The 17706-nt window shown below is 55.4% G+C and carries 17 protein-coding genes and 3 pseudogenes; 12 read left to right on the forward strand and 8 right to left on the reverse strand.

Annotated features, from left to right (window positions below; translation table 11 throughout):
* Window positions 1-38: 38 nt before the first annotated feature.
* Window positions 39-545, reverse strand: a complete 507-nt coding sequence (gene tpx / locus ACREYP_RS10555; RefSeq protein ID WP_008461361.1) for a thiol peroxidase — start codon at window positions 543-545, stop codon at window positions 39-41.
* A gap of 138 nt (window positions 546-683) precedes the next feature.
* Between tpx and ycjG the strand changes: the two genes are divergently transcribed.
* A complete protein-coding gene (gene ycjG / locus ACREYP_RS10560) occupies window positions 684-1649 on the forward strand; it encodes an L-Ala-D/L-Glu epimerase (RefSeq protein WP_336818225.1) in 966 nt (321 codons plus the stop codon).
* Window positions 1650-1652: 3 nt separating this feature from the next.
* On the opposite strand, the gene mpaA is transcribed toward ycjG, so the two are convergent.
* Window positions 1653-2360 carry a murein tripeptide amidase MpaA gene (gene mpaA, locus ACREYP_RS10565; RefSeq protein ID WP_336818201.1) on the reverse strand — a complete coding sequence of 236 codons (708 nt, stop codon included), beginning with the start codon at window positions 2358-2360 and terminating at the stop codon, window positions 1653-1655.
* A gap of 168 nt (window positions 2361-2528) precedes the next feature.
* On the opposite strand from mpaA, the gene ACREYP_RS10570 reads away from it, so the two are divergent.
* The 4 genes and pseudogenes from ACREYP_RS10570 to ynaL form a co-directional block, all read left to right on the forward strand.
* Window positions 2529-4148, forward strand: coding sequence for an ABC transporter substrate-binding protein (locus ACREYP_RS10570; RefSeq protein ID WP_166992131.1), 1620 nt, complete (start codon window positions 2529-2531; stop codon window positions 4146-4148).
* A 72-nt stretch (window positions 4149-4220) separates the two neighbouring features.
* Window positions 4221-4487: a DksA/TraR family C4-type zinc finger protein gene (locus ACREYP_RS10575; RefSeq protein WP_008461366.1), complete on the forward strand. Its 267-nt coding sequence runs from the start codon at window positions 4221-4223 to the stop codon at window positions 4485-4487.
* 159 nt (window positions 4488-4646) lie between these two features.
* On the forward strand, window positions 4647-5630 hold the full coding sequence (gene zntB, locus ACREYP_RS10580; protein ID WP_008461367.1) for a zinc transporter ZntB: 984 nt from the start codon (window positions 4647-4649) through the stop codon (window positions 5628-5630).
* A 267-nt stretch (window positions 5631-5897) separates the two neighbouring features.
* Window positions 5898-6023: pseudogene (ynaL, locus tag ACREYP_RS10585) on the forward strand (proline-rich small protein YnaL); the annotation flags it as partial.
* A gap of 67 nt (window positions 6024-6090) precedes the next feature.
* Here the strand turns inward: ynaL and ttcA are convergent.
* Together ttcA and ACREYP_RS10595 are read right to left on the reverse strand one after the other, a co-directional pair.
* Window positions 6091-7026 (reverse strand): tRNA 2-thiocytidine(32) synthetase TtcA, encoded by a 936-nt coding sequence (ttcA, locus tag ACREYP_RS10590; protein WP_008461368.1) that lies wholly within the window; start codon window positions 7024-7026, stop codon window positions 6091-6093.
* Between the two features lie 48 nt (window positions 7027-7074).
* Window positions 7075-7284: pseudogene (locus tag ACREYP_RS10595) on the reverse strand (tyrosine-type recombinase/integrase); the annotation flags it as partial.
* Window positions 7285-7354: 70 nt separating this feature from the next.
* On the opposite strand from ACREYP_RS10595, the gene ACREYP_RS10600 reads away from it, so the two are divergent.
* Window positions 7355-8191, forward strand: coding sequence for an alpha/beta fold hydrolase (locus tag ACREYP_RS10600; RefSeq protein WP_336818202.1), 837 nt, complete (start codon window positions 7355-7357; stop codon window positions 8189-8191).
* Window positions 8192-8247: 56 nt separating this feature from the next.
* On the opposite strand, the gene ACREYP_RS10605 is transcribed toward ACREYP_RS10600, so the two are convergent.
* Both ACREYP_RS10605 and ACREYP_RS10610 read right to left on the reverse strand, forming a co-directional pair.
* A complete protein-coding gene (locus tag ACREYP_RS10605; protein ID WP_008461371.1) occupies window positions 8248-8640 on the reverse strand; it encodes an ACT domain-containing protein in 393 nt (130 codons plus the stop codon).
* A gap of 131 nt (window positions 8641-8771) precedes the next feature.
* A complete protein-coding gene (locus tag ACREYP_RS10610; protein ID WP_336818203.1) occupies window positions 8772-10808 on the reverse strand; it encodes a prolyl oligopeptidase family serine peptidase in 2037 nt (678 codons plus the stop codon).
* Window positions 10809-11019: 211 nt separating this feature from the next.
* Between ACREYP_RS10610 and umuD the strand changes: the two genes are divergently transcribed.
* Window positions 11020-11439 carry a translesion error-prone DNA polymerase V autoproteolytic subunit gene (gene umuD / locus ACREYP_RS10615; RefSeq protein ID WP_336818204.1) on the forward strand — a complete coding sequence of 140 codons (420 nt, stop codon included), beginning with the start codon at window positions 11020-11022 and terminating at the stop codon, window positions 11437-11439.
* Window positions 11440-11441: 2 nt separating this feature from the next.
* Window positions 11442-12713: a translesion error-prone DNA polymerase V subunit UmuC gene (gene umuC / locus ACREYP_RS10620; RefSeq protein WP_166992143.1), complete on the forward strand. Its 1272-nt coding sequence runs from the start codon at window positions 11442-11444 to the stop codon at window positions 12711-12713.
* An 11-nt stretch (window positions 12714-12724) separates the two neighbouring features.
* Here the strand turns inward: umuC and ACREYP_RS10625 are convergent, their stop codons facing one another.
* A complete protein-coding gene (locus ACREYP_RS10625) occupies window positions 12725-13255 on the reverse strand; it encodes an RES family NAD+ phosphorylase (RefSeq protein ID WP_336818205.1) in 531 nt (176 codons plus the stop codon).
* Window positions 13256-13422: 167 nt separating this feature from the next.
* Here ACREYP_RS10625 and ACREYP_RS10630 point away from each other — a divergent pair, with 167 nt between their 5' ends.
* Window positions 13423-13566: a hypothetical protein gene (locus ACREYP_RS10630; protein ID WP_156107034.1), complete on the forward strand. Its 144-nt coding sequence runs from the start codon at window positions 13423-13425 to the stop codon at window positions 13564-13566.
* A 39-nt stretch (window positions 13567-13605) separates the two neighbouring features.
* On the opposite strand, the gene ACREYP_RS10635 is transcribed toward ACREYP_RS10630, so the two are convergent.
* The gene (locus ACREYP_RS10635) at window positions 13606-14025 is read right to left on the reverse strand and encodes a DUF2000 family protein (RefSeq protein WP_008461378.1); all 420 of its coding nucleotides are present in this window, start codon (window positions 14023-14025) and stop codon (window positions 13606-13608) included.
* Window positions 14026-14209: 184 nt separating this feature from the next.
* On the opposite strand from ACREYP_RS10635, the gene ACREYP_RS10640 reads away from it, so the two are divergent.
* From ACREYP_RS10640 to ACREYP_RS10650, 3 genes and pseudogenes are all read left to right on the forward strand, one after another.
* Complete coding sequence (locus tag ACREYP_RS10640; RefSeq protein ID WP_008461379.1) at window positions 14210-14713, forward strand: DUF1543 domain-containing protein; 504 nt, start codon at window positions 14210-14212, stop codon at window positions 14711-14713.
* Between the two features lie 152 nt (window positions 14714-14865).
* On the forward strand, window positions 14866-16239 hold the full coding sequence (dbpA, locus tag ACREYP_RS10645; RefSeq protein ID WP_336818207.1) for an ATP-dependent RNA helicase DbpA: 1374 nt from the start codon (window positions 14866-14868) through the stop codon (window positions 16237-16239).
* A gap of 241 nt (window positions 16240-16480) precedes the next feature.
* Window positions 16481-17622: pseudogene (locus tag ACREYP_RS10650) on the forward strand (IS481 family transposase).
* Window positions 17623-17706 lie beyond the last annotated feature (84 nt).

Consider the following 17706-nt stretch of genomic DNA (forward strand, 5'->3'; position numbering starts at 1 on the left):
CGGAAATCCGGGGTTTTCTTTTCATACAGGTCTGAGGCTTAAGCCTTCAGCACGTCCAGTGCCGCAGCGTAATCCGGCTCGGTGGTGATTTCATTCACCAGCTCGCTGAAGATCACTTCATCGTTTTCATTGATAACCACTACCGCACGTGCGGTCAGGCCTTTCAGCGCGCCTTCGGCAATGCTGACGCCGTAAGTCTGCTGGAACTCAGGGTTACGCAGGGTGGAAAGGGTGACAACGTTGTTCAGGCCTTCAGCGCCGCAGAAACGGGACTGAGCGAACGGCAGGTCGGCAGAAATACACAGCACAACGGTGTTATCCAGCTCGGTAGCCAACTGGTTGAATTTGCGCACGGACGCGGCACACACGCCGGTGTCGATGCTTGGGAAAATATTCAGCACTTTACGTTTGCCGGCAAACTGGCTCAGCGCAACGTCAGAAAGATCTTTCGCGACCAGAGAGAAGGCGGCGGCTTTGCTGCCTTTCTGTGGGATCTGACCTGCAACCTTGACCGGGTTGCCCTGGAAATGAACGGTTTGTGACATGTTTAATCTTCCTTTTACATAAAATTAACGCCGGGAACAGTGTATTCCAGGAAATCCGTGATGAACATAAAAAACTGAAAGTACATGCAAAAGCTCGGGCTCGCTATACTCAGGCGATAACCCCAAGGGAGACTGATGATGAGAACAGTGAAAGTTTACCAGGAAGCCTGGCCGCTCCATACGCCATTTGTAATCTCGCGTGGAACCCGCAGCGAGGCGGTTGTTGTGGTGGTGGAAATCGAACAAGGCGGCATAAAAGGCGTCGGCGAATGCACGCCGTATCCACGCTATGGCGAAAGCGATGCTTCGGTGCTGGCCCAGGTCACCACGGTACTTTCACAGCTTGAGCGCGGCATGACGCGCGCTGAATTACAGCAGGCTCTTCTGCCAGGGGCGGCGCGGAACGCCATTGACAGCGCGCTTTGGGACCTGGAAGCCCGCCAGAAACACACCACGATATCGGCCCTGAACGCCGTCGAATTGCCGGAAATGGTGACCACGGCGCAAACCGTTACGATTGCCGCCCCGGAACAAATGGCTGCCTCAGCGGCTTTGCTTTGGCAGAAGGGCGCCCGACTGCTCAAGGTGAAACTCGACGATCGCCTCATCACCGAACGGATGGTGGCTATCAGGGCGGCGGTGCCGGAAGCCATTTTGATTGTGGATGCCAACGAGTCCTGGCGGAGTGATGGCCTGGCCGCCCGCTGCCAGCTGCTGGCCGATCTCAACGTGGCGATGCTGGAACAGCCGCTGCCGGCGGGGGATGATGATGCGCTGGCGAATTTTATTCACCCATTGCCGATTTGCGCCGACGAAAGCTGCCACACCCGTAGTAGCCTGCCAGCGCTTGCCGGGCGCTACGACATGGTGAACGTTAAGCTCGATAAAACCGGGGGCTTAACTGAGGCATTATTGCTGGCTCAGGCCGCGCGAGAACAGGGTTTTGATGTCATGCTCGGCTGTATGCTCTGCACATCCCGCGCCATTGCCGCCGCTTTACCGCTGGCGGCTAAGGTGCGCTTTGCCGATCTCGATGGCCCCACCTGGCTTGCCGTCGACGTGGAGCCCTCGCTGCATTTTGAAACGGGAAAACTTTATCCCTAATGCTTACCTGTGCCAGTGCAAAAGGTCAGTCATCGCCCGCAGGTAGCGCTCGCTGGCCTCATCGGCTGAAATCGGTGGGAATTCAGCCGTAATGCACGGCAGGCCTAAATCGGCACACCAGCTGCCGAACGACCCCGGCGTTTCGTAGCCAACGCTGGTCACCAGCGGGAGCGCAAAGGCTTCAGCCAGCCAGTGCCCCAGCGCCGAGCTGTGCGGATCTTCAATACAGCCCAGCGGATCGTGAAAAGAGACTACCCAGGCGGGCTGCAGCTGATGAATAAGCTGGCACAACGCGGTGGTTTCTGGTTCGGAGCCCGGCGTTTGCCCGGTATACAGCACCACGTCACGCTTGTCCGCGCTACTGTTCCAACGGTAAACGGTATCGCCAGCCTTCCAGTTGGCCGCCGGGAAGTTGCGGTTCAAATCGACGCCGTGCGCGTTGGCGCGCAGGCCAAGCTGGCAGCCGTCCGGGTTAACCGCCAGCACCACGTGGTGCCGCCTGAACTGCGGCTCAAGCGTTCTTAAGGCGCAGGAAAGCGCCACCATCGCGGCGTTTTCATCCCCGTGAGTACCGGCAATGATAAGCCCGCTGCGTTCTTCCGTTTGAGTGGCGGGGAAATAGAGCAACGGCGCACCTAGTACCGATTTGCCGTAGCGTTCACAGCCCGGCGGCAGGTGGCCGCGCTGGGGGCGAGGGCGGGTCGTGGGCATGATATTCCTCTCACTGAATAAAGCGGCTATTAACGTCATTAATAGCAATGTTTTAGGGAAAACTCACCTTAATCCGCAGATGTGAGCTTTTTCCTGGAATCAAAAGAATAAATTACGCTACAGTAACTTACACCAATCTCCTGAATGCAAAAACACGGAAGGAAAGCGATGAAAAAAAGCCTCAGTTTTAGCTGTTGTGCGTTGGCCGTGGCCGCCATGCTGCAAAGCGCCTGGGCGGCGGATGTTCCTGCGGGAACGAAGCTGGCGAGCAGTCAGGAGTTAGTCAGACATATTAAAGATGAACCTGCGAGCCTGGACCCAATCAAAGCGGTTGGTCTGCCGGAAATTCAGGTTATTCGCGATTTATTTGAAGGCCTGGTTAACCAAAACGAAAAGGGTGAACTGGTGCCGGGTGTTGCCACCAAATGGCAAAGCAACGACAACCGCATCTGGACGTTTACGCTTCGCGACAACGCCCGCTGGTCCGATGGAACGCCTGTCACCGCGCAGGATTTTGTTTACAGTTGGCAGCGCTTGGTTGACCCTAAAAATACCTCTTCGTTTGCCTGGTTTGCCGCGCTGGCGGGTATCACCAACGCCCAGGCGATTATCGACGGGAAAATGCCGGCTGATAAGCTCGGCGTTACCGCCGTAGATGCTAAAACGCTTCGCGTACAGCTTGATAAACCCGTACCGTTCTTCCCAAGCCTGGCGGCAAACTTTGCCTTCTATCCCACGCCTAAAGCGGTTGTTGAAAAATTGGGTAATGAATGGACGAAACCCGGCAATCTCGTGGGCAACGGCGCATTTACGCTGCAGGACCGCGTGGTGAACGAGAAGCTGGTTGTGGTGCCGAATAAAAATTACTGGGACAACGGGAAAACGGTGCTGACCAAAGTGACCTTTATTCCTATTAACCAGGAGTCGGCGGCCACCAAGCGTTACCTGGCCGGCGATATTGACATCACCGAATCTTTCCCGAAAAATCTCTATCAGAAACTGCTGAAGGACATTCCGGGGCAGGTTTACACGCCGCCGCAGCTTGGCACTTATTATTATGCGTTTAACACGCAAAAAGGACCGACGGCGGATGCTCGCGTTCGTCTCGCCCTGAGTATGACCATCGACCGCCGCCTGATGGCTGAAAAAGTGTTGGGCACGGGAGAGAAACCGGCCTGGCGCTTTACGCCTGACGTTACCGCGGGCTTTAAGCCAGACCGCTCTCCGTTCGAAGACATGAGCCAGCAGGAGCTGAACGCCCAGGCGAAAATGCTGCTGCGTGCCGCCGGCTATGGCGATGCCAAACCGCTTAAACTGACGCTGCTGTACAACACTTCTGAAAACCACCAGAAGATAGCGATTGCCGTTGCGTCGATGTGGAAGAAAAATCTGGGCGTTGACGTGAAGCTGCAAAATCAGGAGTGGAAAACCTACATCGATAGCCGCAACACCGGCAATTTCGACGTTATTCGTGCGTCATGGGTCGGGGATTACAATGAACCTTCTACTTTCCTGTCGCTGCTAACGTCCACCCACAGCGGGAATATTTCACGCTTCAATTCCCCGGAATACGACAAGCTGCTGTCCCAGGCCGCGCAGGAAACTACCGACAAAGCGCGGAATGCGGATTACAACGCCGCCGAAAAAATCATTCAGGAAAAAGCGCCTATCGCGCCAATCTACCAGTACACCAACGGTCGCCTGATCAAACCGTGGCTGAAGGGCTACCCGATCAACAACCCGGAAGACGTGGCCTACAGCCGCACGATGTATATTATCAAACACTAAGTATGGCTAAAGTTTAGTCAGAAAAAGTGCTATGATCGTCACCTCAGGCATAGCGATTGCGGAGGTGACGAGATGGCATCAGGTTGGGCCAATGACGGCGCCGTTCAGGAGCAAATCGACAGTACCGTGGACGACGCCGTGGCCAGAGCGCGCAGCGAGCTACCGAAGGGCGAAAGCCTCGAATACTGCGAAGAATGCGGCGAATGCATTCCGGAAGCACGGCGCAAAGCGATTCAGGGCGTGCGGTTGTGTATTCGCTGCCAGCAGGCGGAAGATGCGCGCCGGGCCACATTCTCAGGCTATAACCGCCGTGGCTCGAAAGACAGCCAGTTACGCTAGTAAGAACCGGGCCATCGCCCGGTTTTTTTATGTCTCCGGTTAAGCTTTATTTACTCTTTTCTCTGCAAATTCAGCGCGTTTGATAACCTCAGGTGGTTGCCTTCGTTTCAGAGATGGCTAGACTGACAGAAAGAACTGATTCAGCTTGAGGATTGCGCAGTGGATGTAATTAAAGGCAGCGAGCTGCACGTGCCGGACGCGGTGTTTGCCTGGCAACTGGATGGCAGGGGCGGCGTCAGGCCTCTCGACAACAATGAAATTATCGACAGCGAGCATCCCTGCTGGCTACACCTGAATTACACCAACGCCGACAGCGCCGACTGGCTGGCCAACACGCCGCTGTTGCCGAACTATGTCAGGGAGGCGTTAGCCGGTGAAAGCATGCGTCCCCGCGTTTCTCGCGTGGGTGACGGCACGCTAATCACTCTGCGTTGCATCAACGGCAATACCGATGAACGCCCGGACCAGCTGGTAGCCGTGCGGCTCTACATTGACGAACGGCTGATTGTCTCAACCCGCAGGCGGCAGGTTCTTGCGCTGGATGATGTGGTGAACGACCTGAATGAAGGCACCGGCCCAACCGACTGCGGCAGCTGGCTGGTGGATGCCTGCGATGCGCTGACCGACCACGCCAGCGAATTTATCGAGCAAATGCACGATAAAATCATCGACCTTGAAGACAATTTGCTCGACCAGCAGGTGCCGCCTCGTGGGGCGCTGGCGTTGTTGCGTAAACAGCTGATTGTCATGCGGCGCTATATGTCTCCGCAGCGTGACGTCTATGCGCGCCTCGCCAGCGAGCGGCTAAGCTGGATGAACGACGACCAGCGCCGCCGCATGCAGGATATTGCCGACAGGCTGGGCAGGGGGCTGGATGAAATCGACGCCTGCATCGCCCGCACCGGCGTGATGACCGATGAAATCTCCCAGGTTATGCAGGAATCCTTAAACCGCAGAACCTACACCATGTCTCTGATGGCGATGGTATTTTTACCCAGCACGTTTTTAACCGGGCTGTTTGGCGTGAACCTCGGCGGTATTCCCGGCGGAGGCTGGGCCTTCGGCTTTGCGCTGTTCTGCATCATGTTGGTGGTTATGATTGGTGGTGTTGCCTGGTGGTTACATCGCAGTAAATGGCTGTAAAGTTGCGGGATTTGGAACGAGTTTGTGGGCGAAAACGGCGCTGTTATTGAGCAAAATCAAGAAACCGAAAGCCTTGCCGCGGCAAACTCTCTCTTGCAGGTGAATGCAACGTCAAGCGATGGGCGTTGCGCTCCATATTGTCTTACTTCCTTTTTTAGAATTACTGCATAGCACAATTGATTCATACCATGCCGACTTTCAAAGTCGGCTTTTTTTTGCCTGCAATTTGTGGACTATGCTTTAAAGGGCGATTCACCCACCCAGGAGATGACGATGCTGTATCGCAACAGCCTGATGATGAGCGACCCGGCTTTCCCCACCGAACCCGTGCCGGTACCCGACCCGCTTCCGCGGCCACAGCCCATACCCGATCCGCCGACCGACCCGGATCCAAGGCCGATAATCGACCCACCGACACACCATTGAAGTTTTCCCTCTCCGGGCGGAGAGGGAATGGGGATTATTTAATTTCCAGAATATCCAGGCGCTGCAGCGGGGCGTCAGCGCTGTCTTCTTCCGGCTGCCAGCCGACGGGCTGCATAGGGATCTCTTCGCGATCGAACGCCAGGTCGCCCCCGTTCACCACTTCTGCACCGTGGGTAATGCCTGCAAAATCAAACAGCTCGGTATCGCAGAGATGTGATGGCACCACGTTCTGCATCGCGCTGAACATCGTCTCAATGCGGCCCGGATAGCGTTTATCCCAGTCGCGCAGCATGTCGGCAATCACCTGGCGCTGCAGGTTTGGCTGCGAGCCGCACAGGTTGCACGGAATAATTGGGTATTCGCGGGCGATGGCAAAACGCTCAATGTCTTTCTCGCGGCAGTAGGCCAGCGGGCGGATAACAATATGTTTTCCGTCGTCGCTCATCAGCTTCGGTGGCATGCCCTTCATCTTGCCGCCATAGAACATGTTCAGGAACAGCGTTTGCAGAATATCGTCGCGATGGTGGCCCAGGGCGATTTTGGTACAGCCCAGCTCGGTGGCGGTGCGGTAAAGAATGCCGCGACGCAGGCGCGAACACAGAGAACAGGTGGTTTTGCCTTCCGGGATCTTTTCTTTCACGATGCCGTAGGTGTTCTCTTCCACAATCTTGTATTCAACGCCGATGCTTTCCAGGTAGGCAGGCAGCACGTGCTCAGGGAACCCCGGCTGTTTCTGGTCGAGATTTACCGCCACGAGACTAAAGCTGATTGGCGCGCTTTGCTGCAGGTTACGCAGGATTTCCAGCATGGTGTAGCTGTCTTTGCCGCCGGAAAGGCAAACCATGATGCGGTCGCCGTCTTCAATCATGTTGTAATCGGCAATCGCTTCACCCACGTTGCGGCGCAGGCGCTTCTGTAACTTGTTCAGGTTGTACTGTTCTTTTTTTGTAGCTTCTTGATTCAATTGCATTATTTACTGTCTCTGAAACCAAAAGGGGCATATAAGGGGCAAACTTTTTCAAAGCGCCAGCTTACTGTGAAGCCTATTCACCTGGTTGCCGCTCAGTTCTTCAATCCATGCAGCATAGACTTCATAAACCATCTGCGCGTTTTCATGCCCCATCTGACTTGCAATAAAAGAGGGGTTCGCAACGGCTGGTCACAGCCAGGATGCGTAAGTGTGGCGTGTATGGTACGGATTGCAGCGGCGAATGCCAGCAGGATTTACGGTCACGCCACGTCCATCGACTATGCTTTACCAGGTTACCGAACATTCATAGCAACAAGGAGTGAGGTTTATGACATTCGTAAAGACGAAAGATGGCGTCAATATCTTTTATAAAGACTGGGGGCCGAAAACGGCGCAACCGATTGTTTTTCATCACGGCTGGCCGCTCAGCGCCGATGACTGGGATAACCAGATGCTGTTTTTCTTAGGCGAAGGCTTCCGGGTTATCGCGTTCGACAGACGCGGGCATGGCCGTTCTGACCAGGTCAGCGATGGGCACGATATGGATCATTATGCGGCAGATGCCTCGGCGGTGGTGGAACATCTGGATCTTAAAAATGCCGTGCACGTCGGCCACTCAACCGGCGGTGGGCAAGTGGCTCGCTATGTCGCCCAATACGGGCAGCCTCAGGGGCGCGTTGCGAAAGCCGTTTTAGTCAGTGCCGTGCCGCCGCTGATGGTGAAAACGGCGAGTAATCCGGGCGGAACGCCGCTCGAGGTGTTTGACGGCTTCCGTAAGGCGCTGGCGGCAAATCGTTCGCAGTTTTACCTTGATGTTGCCTCAGGCCCGTTCTACGGCTTTAACCGCCAGGGCGCCGATGTTTCTGAGGGGAGTGTTCGGAACTGGTGGCGGCAGGGCATGGCCGGCAGCGCGAAGGCCCACTATGAAGGGATCAAAGCGTTTTCAGAAACCGACCAGACCGACGATCTGAAAGCCATCACCGTGCCGGTTCTGGTTCTGCAGGGCGATGACGACCAGGTTGTGCCGTACAAAAATGCGGCTATTCTGCAGGATAAACTGCTCAGCAACAGCACGCTGCACATCTACCCCGGCTATCCTCACGGGATGCATACCACGCATGCCGATACCATCAATGCGGATATCCTGAAATTTATCCGCAGCTGATAGCGCTGTTATCGGGGGAGGCCGAAAGCTTCCCCTTCTTATTTCCCCGCTTATGCCTAGGATGTCAAAGATGACAAGGCCGCCATCGCCGACTCGGTATCTTTATGGGCCACGAAAATATGGTCGTGATAATACCCAGCCACCACGTTACAGCTGATACCTTTTTTCGCCAGCACGCGTGAAAATGCGGCGGTAAGGCCAACGGCGGCGAGGGATGAGTGAATCTTCAGGGTGATCCAACTGGCGACGTAGTCATAGCTTACGGCATGTTTATCCGCCAGATCCTGAGGCAGGACCAGCGTGACGCCTTCAGCCTCGCGGACGGTCACAATGGCGGCATCTTTTAATTCCGCAGAAGGTGAGGCTAAAGTGCAAAAAACATATTTACCCGGGTTAAGCTCCGGGGCAGCATTACTCAGTAGTATTGCCAGGTTATTCTCGCCAGCCATTTATCCGTCTCCTTTTCATTGAGTGAGGACGAATTAAATAGCGTTTGAGTGATAAATAAAAATTAAAAAATATGCTGTTGCATTAGGTGCGCTAATGATGAGGCGGCGCGCCTTTGACGCACCGCCCGCGCTTATTTCCCGGTCAGCATCTGCCAGAGAAACTCTTCAATCATGGCCTGGTGTGCCGCCGTCTGGCTATTTTCCGGCGCGCTGCCGTGGCCGGCATCCGTTTCCTCATACAGCCAGACGTTCTCGTGCCCTTGTTGCTGCATCCGCGCCACCATCCGACGCGCGTGGGCCGGGCTAACCCTGTCATCCTGGGTGCCGGTGGTGAACAGCGTGGGGGGATAATCCACATCGGCGGACACTTTGTCGAACGGAGAATAACGCTGCAGCCACTCTCGTTCTTCGGCAATGTCCGGGTCGCCATACTCGGCAATCCAGGAGGCTCCCGCGAGCCAGCGGGGATAATTCAGCATATCCAGCAGCGGGACTTCGCACACCAGCGCGCCAAATAATTCTGGGTAGTCGGTGAGCATATTACCGATCAACAGGCCGCCGTTGCTCCCACCCTGAGCGGCAAGCTTCGCGTCACAGGTCACTTTCCGCGCCGCCAGATCGCTTGCGACAGCGGTAAAATCTTCCCAGGCACGATGACGATGCTGTTTGAGCGCAGCCTGGTGCCATGCAGGGCCATATTCACCGCCGCCGCGAATATTCGCGACGACGTAAACCCCGCCTTTTTGCAGCCACGTCACGCCTTTTGAGTCCAGGTAATGAGGTGTTAAAGAAACCTCAAATCCGCCGTAACCGTACAGCAGCGTCGGGTTATCACCGGACAGCGCCAGCGCTTTGGCGGCCACCTGGAAGTAGGGGACGCGGGTGCCATCCAGCGAAAGGGCAAAGTGCTGGGTCACGCTAAATTCTCCCGCGTCAAAGCAGGCTGGATCCTGTTTCACGAGGCTTAGCGTGTCGTCGTCCAGATCGCCATAGCTGAGGCTGTGGGGCTGCAGGAAACCGTGGCTGACCAGCCGGTAGCGGTTACTTTCATCGTCGATGCCGCCGGCGGAAACGTTGGTGAAATCGGGCAGCTCAAGCGTTTTTATGCAGTGCCGCTGGCCGCCGTCGATTTTCACAACTTCGACCTTCTCAACGGCGTCCTGGCTCAGGTTCAGCAGAAGGTAATCGCGGGTTGAGCTGTAGCCTTGCAGCGTCGTGCGCGAATTTGGCGTGAAGAGCGAAATGAAATTGCGCTCACCTCGCTGAAAATCAGCTAAATCAATAGCCAGCAGAGCGCCTGCAGGCCAGGTTGTCTCAGCGATTGTCCAGTCGGAATTAAGCGTCACCAGCAGCCAGTCTTTGAAAAATCCGCAGGAGGCATCTTCCGGAATGGCGATAAGCGTCAGGGTATTCTGGCCGGTCAAAAGCCAGGTTTGCCCGTGGTAAAAGTCTTTGCTGCAGTGCACCACATCCCGCTCAAAACCGGGGGTATCATCATGCCAGGCGGAAACGGCCATATCCGTTGCTTCACCTGCGTAGATCAGCGGTGCATCCTGCGGTGATGTCCCTCGAGTCCAGCGATAGACGCGGCGTGGATAGCCGGAGGTGGTGAGCGTATCATCCCCTGCATCGAGCGCCAGCAGCAGCGTGTTTTCATCCAGCCAACTGACCGAACTTTTGCTTTCCGGCAGGAAAAAGCCCTCGGGGATAAACGTTTTATTTACCAGATCAAATTCACGAATTTCACAGGCATCGCCGCCGCTGGATAAAAAGATCAGCGCCCGGGAATAGTCCGGGTGGAGGAGATCGGCGCCGTGATAGCTCCAGTTCGCGCCTTCCTCTTCGTTCAGGCGATCGACATCCAGCACCGTTTCCCATTCTGGTGCAGCGGTAAAGTAAGAGCTTTCAGTGGTGCGGCGCCAGATGCCGCGTGGGTGTTCGTCATCCTGCCAGAAGTTATACACCTCGTTGCGGTAGTGGCTCCCCCAGGGAATGTTGGTTTTATCGTCCAGCGACTGCAGGATCGCGCCCCGCATCTGCTGGAAGCGCTCTCCCGTGGCAAACCTGTCCGTGGTGCGCTTATTTTGTTTTTCCACCCAGCTTAGCGCCGCGGCATCTTCCGGGGTTTCGAGCTGGCTAAGCAAATCCTGACTCACTGGCTGTGTCATCACGCGTCCTTTTGTTGGGTAACGGGCCTGCAATCGACCATATCATTATGCTTATGCCCATTACACCTGAAGGCTTTTGTGGTTTCTGCCAGCATGCTCGAATTTTTTCGTTTGCAAAACGAAGGGCTTAGCAAAAGTACGTGTTTTCTTACTTGAAGTGTCTTTTTTACCTGATACTGTATATTTAAACAGTATCTGTATTGGCGGTATCATGAATCTTCTCAAACCTGCGGCCTGTTGCCCGGACGCTTCCTTTCCTCTCTTTGCTGACCTGGTGCAATGCGGCTTTCCGTCACCGGCTCAGGACTATGTTGAGCAACGTATCGATCTTAATAAGCTGCTGGTGCGCAATCCCGGCGCGACCTATTTCGTAAAGGCGGCGGGGGATTCGATGGTAGAAGGGGGAATTGGCGAAGGGGATTTGCTGATTGTGGACTGCTCAAGAACCGCGTCACAGGGCGATATTGTGATTGCGGCGATTGACGGGGCGTTCACCGTGAAGCGCCTGCAGCTTCGCCCCACGGTGATGCTACTGCCGATGAACAGCGCCTGGGCACCGATTCCCGTCCCCGATGAGGCCGAACTCGATATTTTTGGCATCGTCACTTTTATCATTAAAGCGGCGGGCTAAGCATGTTTGCGCTGGTGGACGTCAACAGCTTCTACGCCTCCTGCGAAACGGCTTTCCGCCCGGATTTAGCCGGAAAGCCGGTGGTGGTTTTATCCAATAATGACGGCTGCGTCATCGCCCGCTCTGCGGAAGCCCGGCCCTTTGTCAAAATGGGGGCGCCTTTTTTTAAACAGAAAGAGGCGCTCAGGCGGCATGGAGTGCTGACGTTTAGCAGCAACTACGAGCTGTATGCCGACATGAGCGAGCGGGTGATGGGCGTGCTTGAAGAGCTGCTGCCCAGGGTCGAGATTTACTCCATCGACGAGGCATTTTGTGACTTAACGGGCGTGAGCAATTGCTACAACCTGAAGGCCTTTGGTCAGACGATCCGCTCGACCATTCGCCAGCGCACCCGCCTGACGGTGGGCGTGGGCATCGCGCCGACAAAAACGCTGGCTAAACTGGCAAACCTGGCGGCAAAAACGTGGCAAGAACGAACCGGTGGCGTGGTTGATTTATCCCGCCCGAAGCACCAGCGCTGGCTTATGGCACAGCTGCCCGTGGGCGAAGTCTGGGGCGTGGGGCGGCGGCTGTCGAAAAAACTCGACGACATGGGCATCAGAACGGTTTTACAGCTTGCCGACGCGGATATTCGTTTTATTCGACGGCATTTCAGCGTGGTGCTGGAAAGAACCGTGCGCGAATTGCGCGGGGAATCATGCCTTGAAATGGATGAGTTCTCCGCCGCCAAACAGGAGATCATCTGCAGCCGCTCGTTCGGAGAACGCATTACCGAGTATGAGGCTATGCGCCAGGCGATCGGCAGCTACGCCAGCCGGGCGGCGGAAAAGCTGCGGGCTGAGCACCAATATTGCCGGGTGATCTCTGCCTTTGTGAAAAGCAGTCCGTTTGCCGTGAACGAACCCTATTACGGCAACTGCTCGTCCGTCTCGCTGCTCATCCCCACACAGGACAGCCGGGATATTATCCAGGCCGCGTTGCAGAGCCTGGACGCTATCTGGCAGGCGGGGCATCGCTACCAGAAAGCCGGCGTGATGCTGGGGGATTTTTTTAGTCAGGGCGTGGCGCAATTCGATTTATTCGACAACCATGTTCCACGCCCTAACGGCGAAAAACTGATGACCGTGCTGGACTTCCTGAATAAAAAGCAGGGCAAAGGCACGCTCTATTTTGCCGGGCAGGGCATACAGCAGCCGTGGGCGATGAAGCGCGACATGCTGTCGCCGCGCTATACCACTCGCTATGCCGATCTACCGCAGGCGTGGGTGTGCTGAATGTGCTGCCGTTACACATTTACATTTTCGGGAAGCGGAACAGCGATCGGTTCCCCGCACACCGTGACGCGTGGGCCGCCAAGTTCGTTCCAGCGGAATAAATTCAGGTGCCAGCCATCGGGAATACTTCGGGAACGGTCGATAATGCCATCGGCATTGGAGAAGCGAGCCCGGTCAGCATTTTGCCACGAAGGCGGGTCGACATTTTGCTGCAGAGCGCTGAGCCAGCAGTGATTAGACAGATCGCGGTTGATGCTTAAAGCCAGGCATGAATATTCATCTCGCTGGTCCAGCACCCGCGCGTCTTCGACATACAGTGGGACGAGAAGCCGCGGCTTGCCGTCTTTTTGCATATGGGCGGCAACCGCCAGCCTTGCCCACTCAGGTACCGGGCTCATATAAAGAATTGTTTGCCCTGGCCGATGGTAACGCCCTGGGGAATCGGGCCGGGTGCGCGACAGCACGCTACTGAGGAACTCCGCCGGAACGGCGCGAAAAAAGAAACCGCTGACGTTTTTGAAATGAAGGTGGTTATCGGACACAATGGCACCTGGTTTGCTCAGAAAATTAGCAACCCTAGTTTAACCAGAACGTTGTGACAGAATTGCCATCGCAAAGACCGAAGCGTCTGTGATGATCGTGCTATGGCCAGAATAGTTTCGCCGCTGAACTTTTTTTCAACCAGCCTGTCAATATCACAGCAAGCATCATGGGAGAGCGTTTCGAAGTGAAAGGATTGTTGACAGCATTAATACTCATTGCCAGTTTTCTGATTGGCTGTGCGATGTATTACAAAGTGGGCTGCTGGTTTGAAGATGACATCATCAATTTTTACGCCGGAGACGAAGGGTAAGGGGTGGGTAACTGCGCGAGGCATCATTACCCGGAATGTTTAACCTTTAAAGACGGAAAACTTTTTGGTCAGCGGTTTGAGTTTTTCCGTTTCGCCGTACAGCGCGATGCCAACAAAATCGAGCTCAGCGAAAGGCGTGTCGCGCGTATCTTTGATCTGCTGCTCAGAAGAGTGCGACAGCATGGTGGTGGTAAAGAAGTTATACAGCACGCCTTCTTCCCTGCATTTCTCCAGCGTCGTCCCCAACTGGCTGCTGTTTTTAGACTGAAGTACAACCACCGGATAATGGTTCATCCAGGCGCTTAAGCCGCTATCCTGGTTGGGATAGTCATGAAATACAGGTTCCTCGACTTTAAGCATAATACCGCCGCAGAGGTGGCCCACGGCATTCATTTGCACGCTGACGTCGGCAGTGCGGTTCACGATGACATACAGCTTATAGTCATTATCTTCGAACATTCTGGCTCCTTGTCTGTTTAAGCTTCTGCGTTGGCTGCTGATTTAGCTTAGGGCGAAAAGCTCAAGCATAGTAATCGTTTTTTTATCCGTCTTCCTGCTTGCGATCAATCTTCCCGCCACATGAAAGTCATTCAAATATCAATCGTTATATATTATTTTATATAGCGATTAATAAGGAGAACAAATGGAACTTTACGTCTTTTATGTGGGCGGCAATGCCGGAAAATCCAATATCGAAGTGCATGACGTCCAGTTTGTGGCTGCAGAGAAGCCAGAGGACGCGTGGCCCGCGCTGCGGGCGGCCTGGTTTGGTGACAAAGATAAAATCCATATCGACGGGTACGGCAAGCTGCGTTGGGCCGACGGCTACCGCATTAGTCTTTCCGATAAACCCGTAGAGCAAACGCCAAAGCTCTTTTTTGTGAACGTCGGCGGCTACAGCCCGAAAACGCTGGCAGAGCTGCATGACTTTGATTTCTTCGTGGCTGAAAATCCGGCCCAGGCAAAGGAGAAGGCGATTGCGAACCTGCTGGTCGAAAGCTACCAGCAGCACAAAGACAACCTGAAAGATGTCGATGACTGCCTGCTGTTAGAAAGCGTGGGGGATTATTTTATCCATCTGGAAAAAGCGGAGCAGGGCGAACGCTTCAGGCCAGAATGGCAGGGCTATTTGCCGATTAGCGAATAGCGCTATTATTCCCAATGGAAAACGGTGCTTTAGCGAAAGGCACCGTTTTTACTGTATCACTCGCTAACGCAGAAAAATTGATAAACTCACGCCTGAACTACGCGAATCTGCTAGCATACGCGCCTGCCCGTTATTATTAAGAGATGACCATTGTGACCGCTTTTTCCGTACTGAACGCTTTACCTGAAGCACAACTCGCCAACCTTAGCGAACTGGGGTATCACGAAATGACGCCCGTTCAGGAAGCGGCCTTGCCCGCCATTCTGGCCGGAAAAGACGTCCGTGTTCAGGCCAAAACCGGCAGCGGCAAAACCGCAGCTTTTGGCCTTGGCCTGCTGCAGCACATTGATGCCAGCCAGTTTTTAACCCAGTCGCTGGTACTGTGCCCAACCCGCGAACTGGCCGACCAGGTCGCTAAAGAGCTGCGTCGCCTGGCGCGCTACATGCCAAATATTAAAATTTTAACCCTGTGTGGTGGCCAGCCGTTTGGCGTACAGCGCGACTCGTTACAGCATGCACCGCACATTATCGTGGCCACGCCGGGCCGCCTGTTAGATCACCTGAAAAAAGAAACGGTGAAGCTGGAGGCTCTGCAAACGCTGGTGCTGGACGAAGCCGACCGTATGCTGGACATGGGCTTCGCCGACGCCATCGATGAAGTTATTGCCCATGCGCCGGCCAAACGCCAGACGCTGCTTTTCTCCGCCACCTGGCCTACCGCCATTGCCGCTATCAGCGGGCGAATTCAGCGCGACCCGCAGACTATCGAAATTGATACCGTTGATGAGCTGCCGTCCGTTGAACAGCAGTTCTATGAAATCTCCCGCGGGGGCAAAATCGGCCTGCTGCTGGCGCTGCTCAGCAAGCATCAGCCGGCGTCCTGCGTGGTGTTCTGCAACACCAAAAAAGATTGCCAGGCCGTGTGCGATGCGCTGAACGAGCGACATCAAAGTGCGTTAGCGCTGCACGGCGACATGGAACAGCGCGACCGCGACCAGACGCTGGTGCGTTTTGCCAACGGCAGCAGCCGCGTGCTGGTGGCAACAGACGTTGCGGCGCGTGGGCTGGATATCAAAGCGCTGGAAATGGTGATTAACTACGAACTGTCGTGGGACCCGGAAGTGCACGTTCACCGCATTGGCCGTACCGCGCGAGCCGGGCAAAGCGGGCTGGCTATCAGCTTCTGCGCCCCGGAAGAAGCGCAGCGCGCGAGCGTGCTGGCTGAAATGCTGAATCTTTCGCTGAAATGGCAGCAGGTGCCGACCGGCGTTTCCGTGAAGCCGCTGGAAGCGGAAATGGCGACGCTGTGCATTGACGGCGGCAAGAAAGCCAAAATGCGTCCGGGCGATATTTTGGGGGCGTTAACCGGCGATATGGGGCTGGAAGGTGCGGACATCGGCAAAATCGACGTCCACCCAATCCATGTTTACGTTGCGGTGCGCCAGTCCGTGGCGCGTCACGCGTGGAAACAGCTGCAGCAGGGCAAAATCAAAGGTAAATCAGTGAAGGTTCGCCTGCTGAAGTAAACGCGTTTTCTCCTCAGCCTGACCTTCTCCCCCCAGGGGCGAAGGTATCTGAAATGGGGTGGGCGTTTTTTCCCCTCACCCTAACCCTCTCCCCATGGGGGAGAGGGGATAAAAGAACGCCAATTTATGTTTTCCCCCTCTCCCTTCCAGGGTGTACGGTCCGGGGACATCGTGAACACTTGTTCGGGGACATGGTAGACACTTACAACTAAGGCATAAGAACCCGTTTATGGAGCCGCTTATGCCGTGGGATGCGAGAGATACCATGTCATTACGTTCTGAGTTTGTTCTGCTCGCCTCGCAGGACGGGGCGAACATTCGTCTTCTGTGCCGTCGCTATGGCATTTCTCCTGCCACTGGCTACAAGTGGCTTCATCGCTGGTTACAGGACGGCACTGCCGGTCTTGCTGACCGTTCACGTGCACCACACTTTTCCCCCGCAAGAACCGACGACAGCATTACCGACCTGCTGCGGATGGCACATGCCACACATCCACGCTGGGGTGCCCGCAAGATTAAGGGCTGGCTGAAGACCACGGGCATCAGTTGCCCGCCTTCAGTACCGTTCATAAGCTGATGGCCCGTCACGGTCTGCTGCCCGGTGTTCCTCCCGGCATCCCGGCTACCGGCCGCTATGAACACAGTGCGCCTAACCAGCTCTGGCAGATGGATTTTAAGGGCCACTTTTCCTTTGCCGGTGGCCGCAGCCATCCGCTGACGCTGCTGGACGACCATTCCCGCTTTTCACTCTGTCTGGCTCACTGTACCGATGAACGCCGTGTCACCGTGCAGACCCAACTGATTAATGTCTTTGAACGTTATGGCCTGCCGGAGAGGATGACGATGGATAACGGTGCGCCGTGGGGAGATACCACCGGGACCTGGACAGCACTGGAACTGTGGCTGATGCGCCAGAGTATCCGGGTGAGCCATTCCCGGCCTTACCACCCACAGACGCAGGGCAAGCTGGAGCGTTTTCACCGCAGTCTGAAGGCGGAAGTGCTGCAGGGCCAGTGGTTTACGGACAGCCAGCAGTTGCAACGGGCCTTCGACCACTGGCGGACGGTGTATAACCTGGAGCGGCCCCACGAGGCCCTCGCGATGAAGGCACCGGCTTCGCGATATCAGCCATCGTCCCGGCAGTACAGTGCAGACGTTAAGCCACCGGAATACGATGAGGGAGTGGAGGTACGGAAGGTAGATATCAGCGGAAAGCTGAGCTTCAGGGGCAGCAGTCTGAAGGCAGGTAAAGCGTTCAGAGGAGAATATGTGGGACTGAAAGAGACGATGAAAGACGGATGTTATGAAGTGTGGTGGTACAGCACGAAAGTGGGGGTGATCGACCTGAAGAATAAGTCGATCACCATGGGTAAAGGATGTTAAAAAGTGTTCACCATGTCTGCGAACACCTGTCTACCATGTCCCCGGACTGTACACAGGGAGAGGGCCGGGGTGAGGGGCATTCCC

The sequence above is a fragment of the Enterobacter sp. TMH.L2 genome (assembly GCF_050847315.1).
GTDB lineage: Bacteria > Pseudomonadota > Gammaproteobacteria > Enterobacterales > Enterobacteriaceae > Cedecea.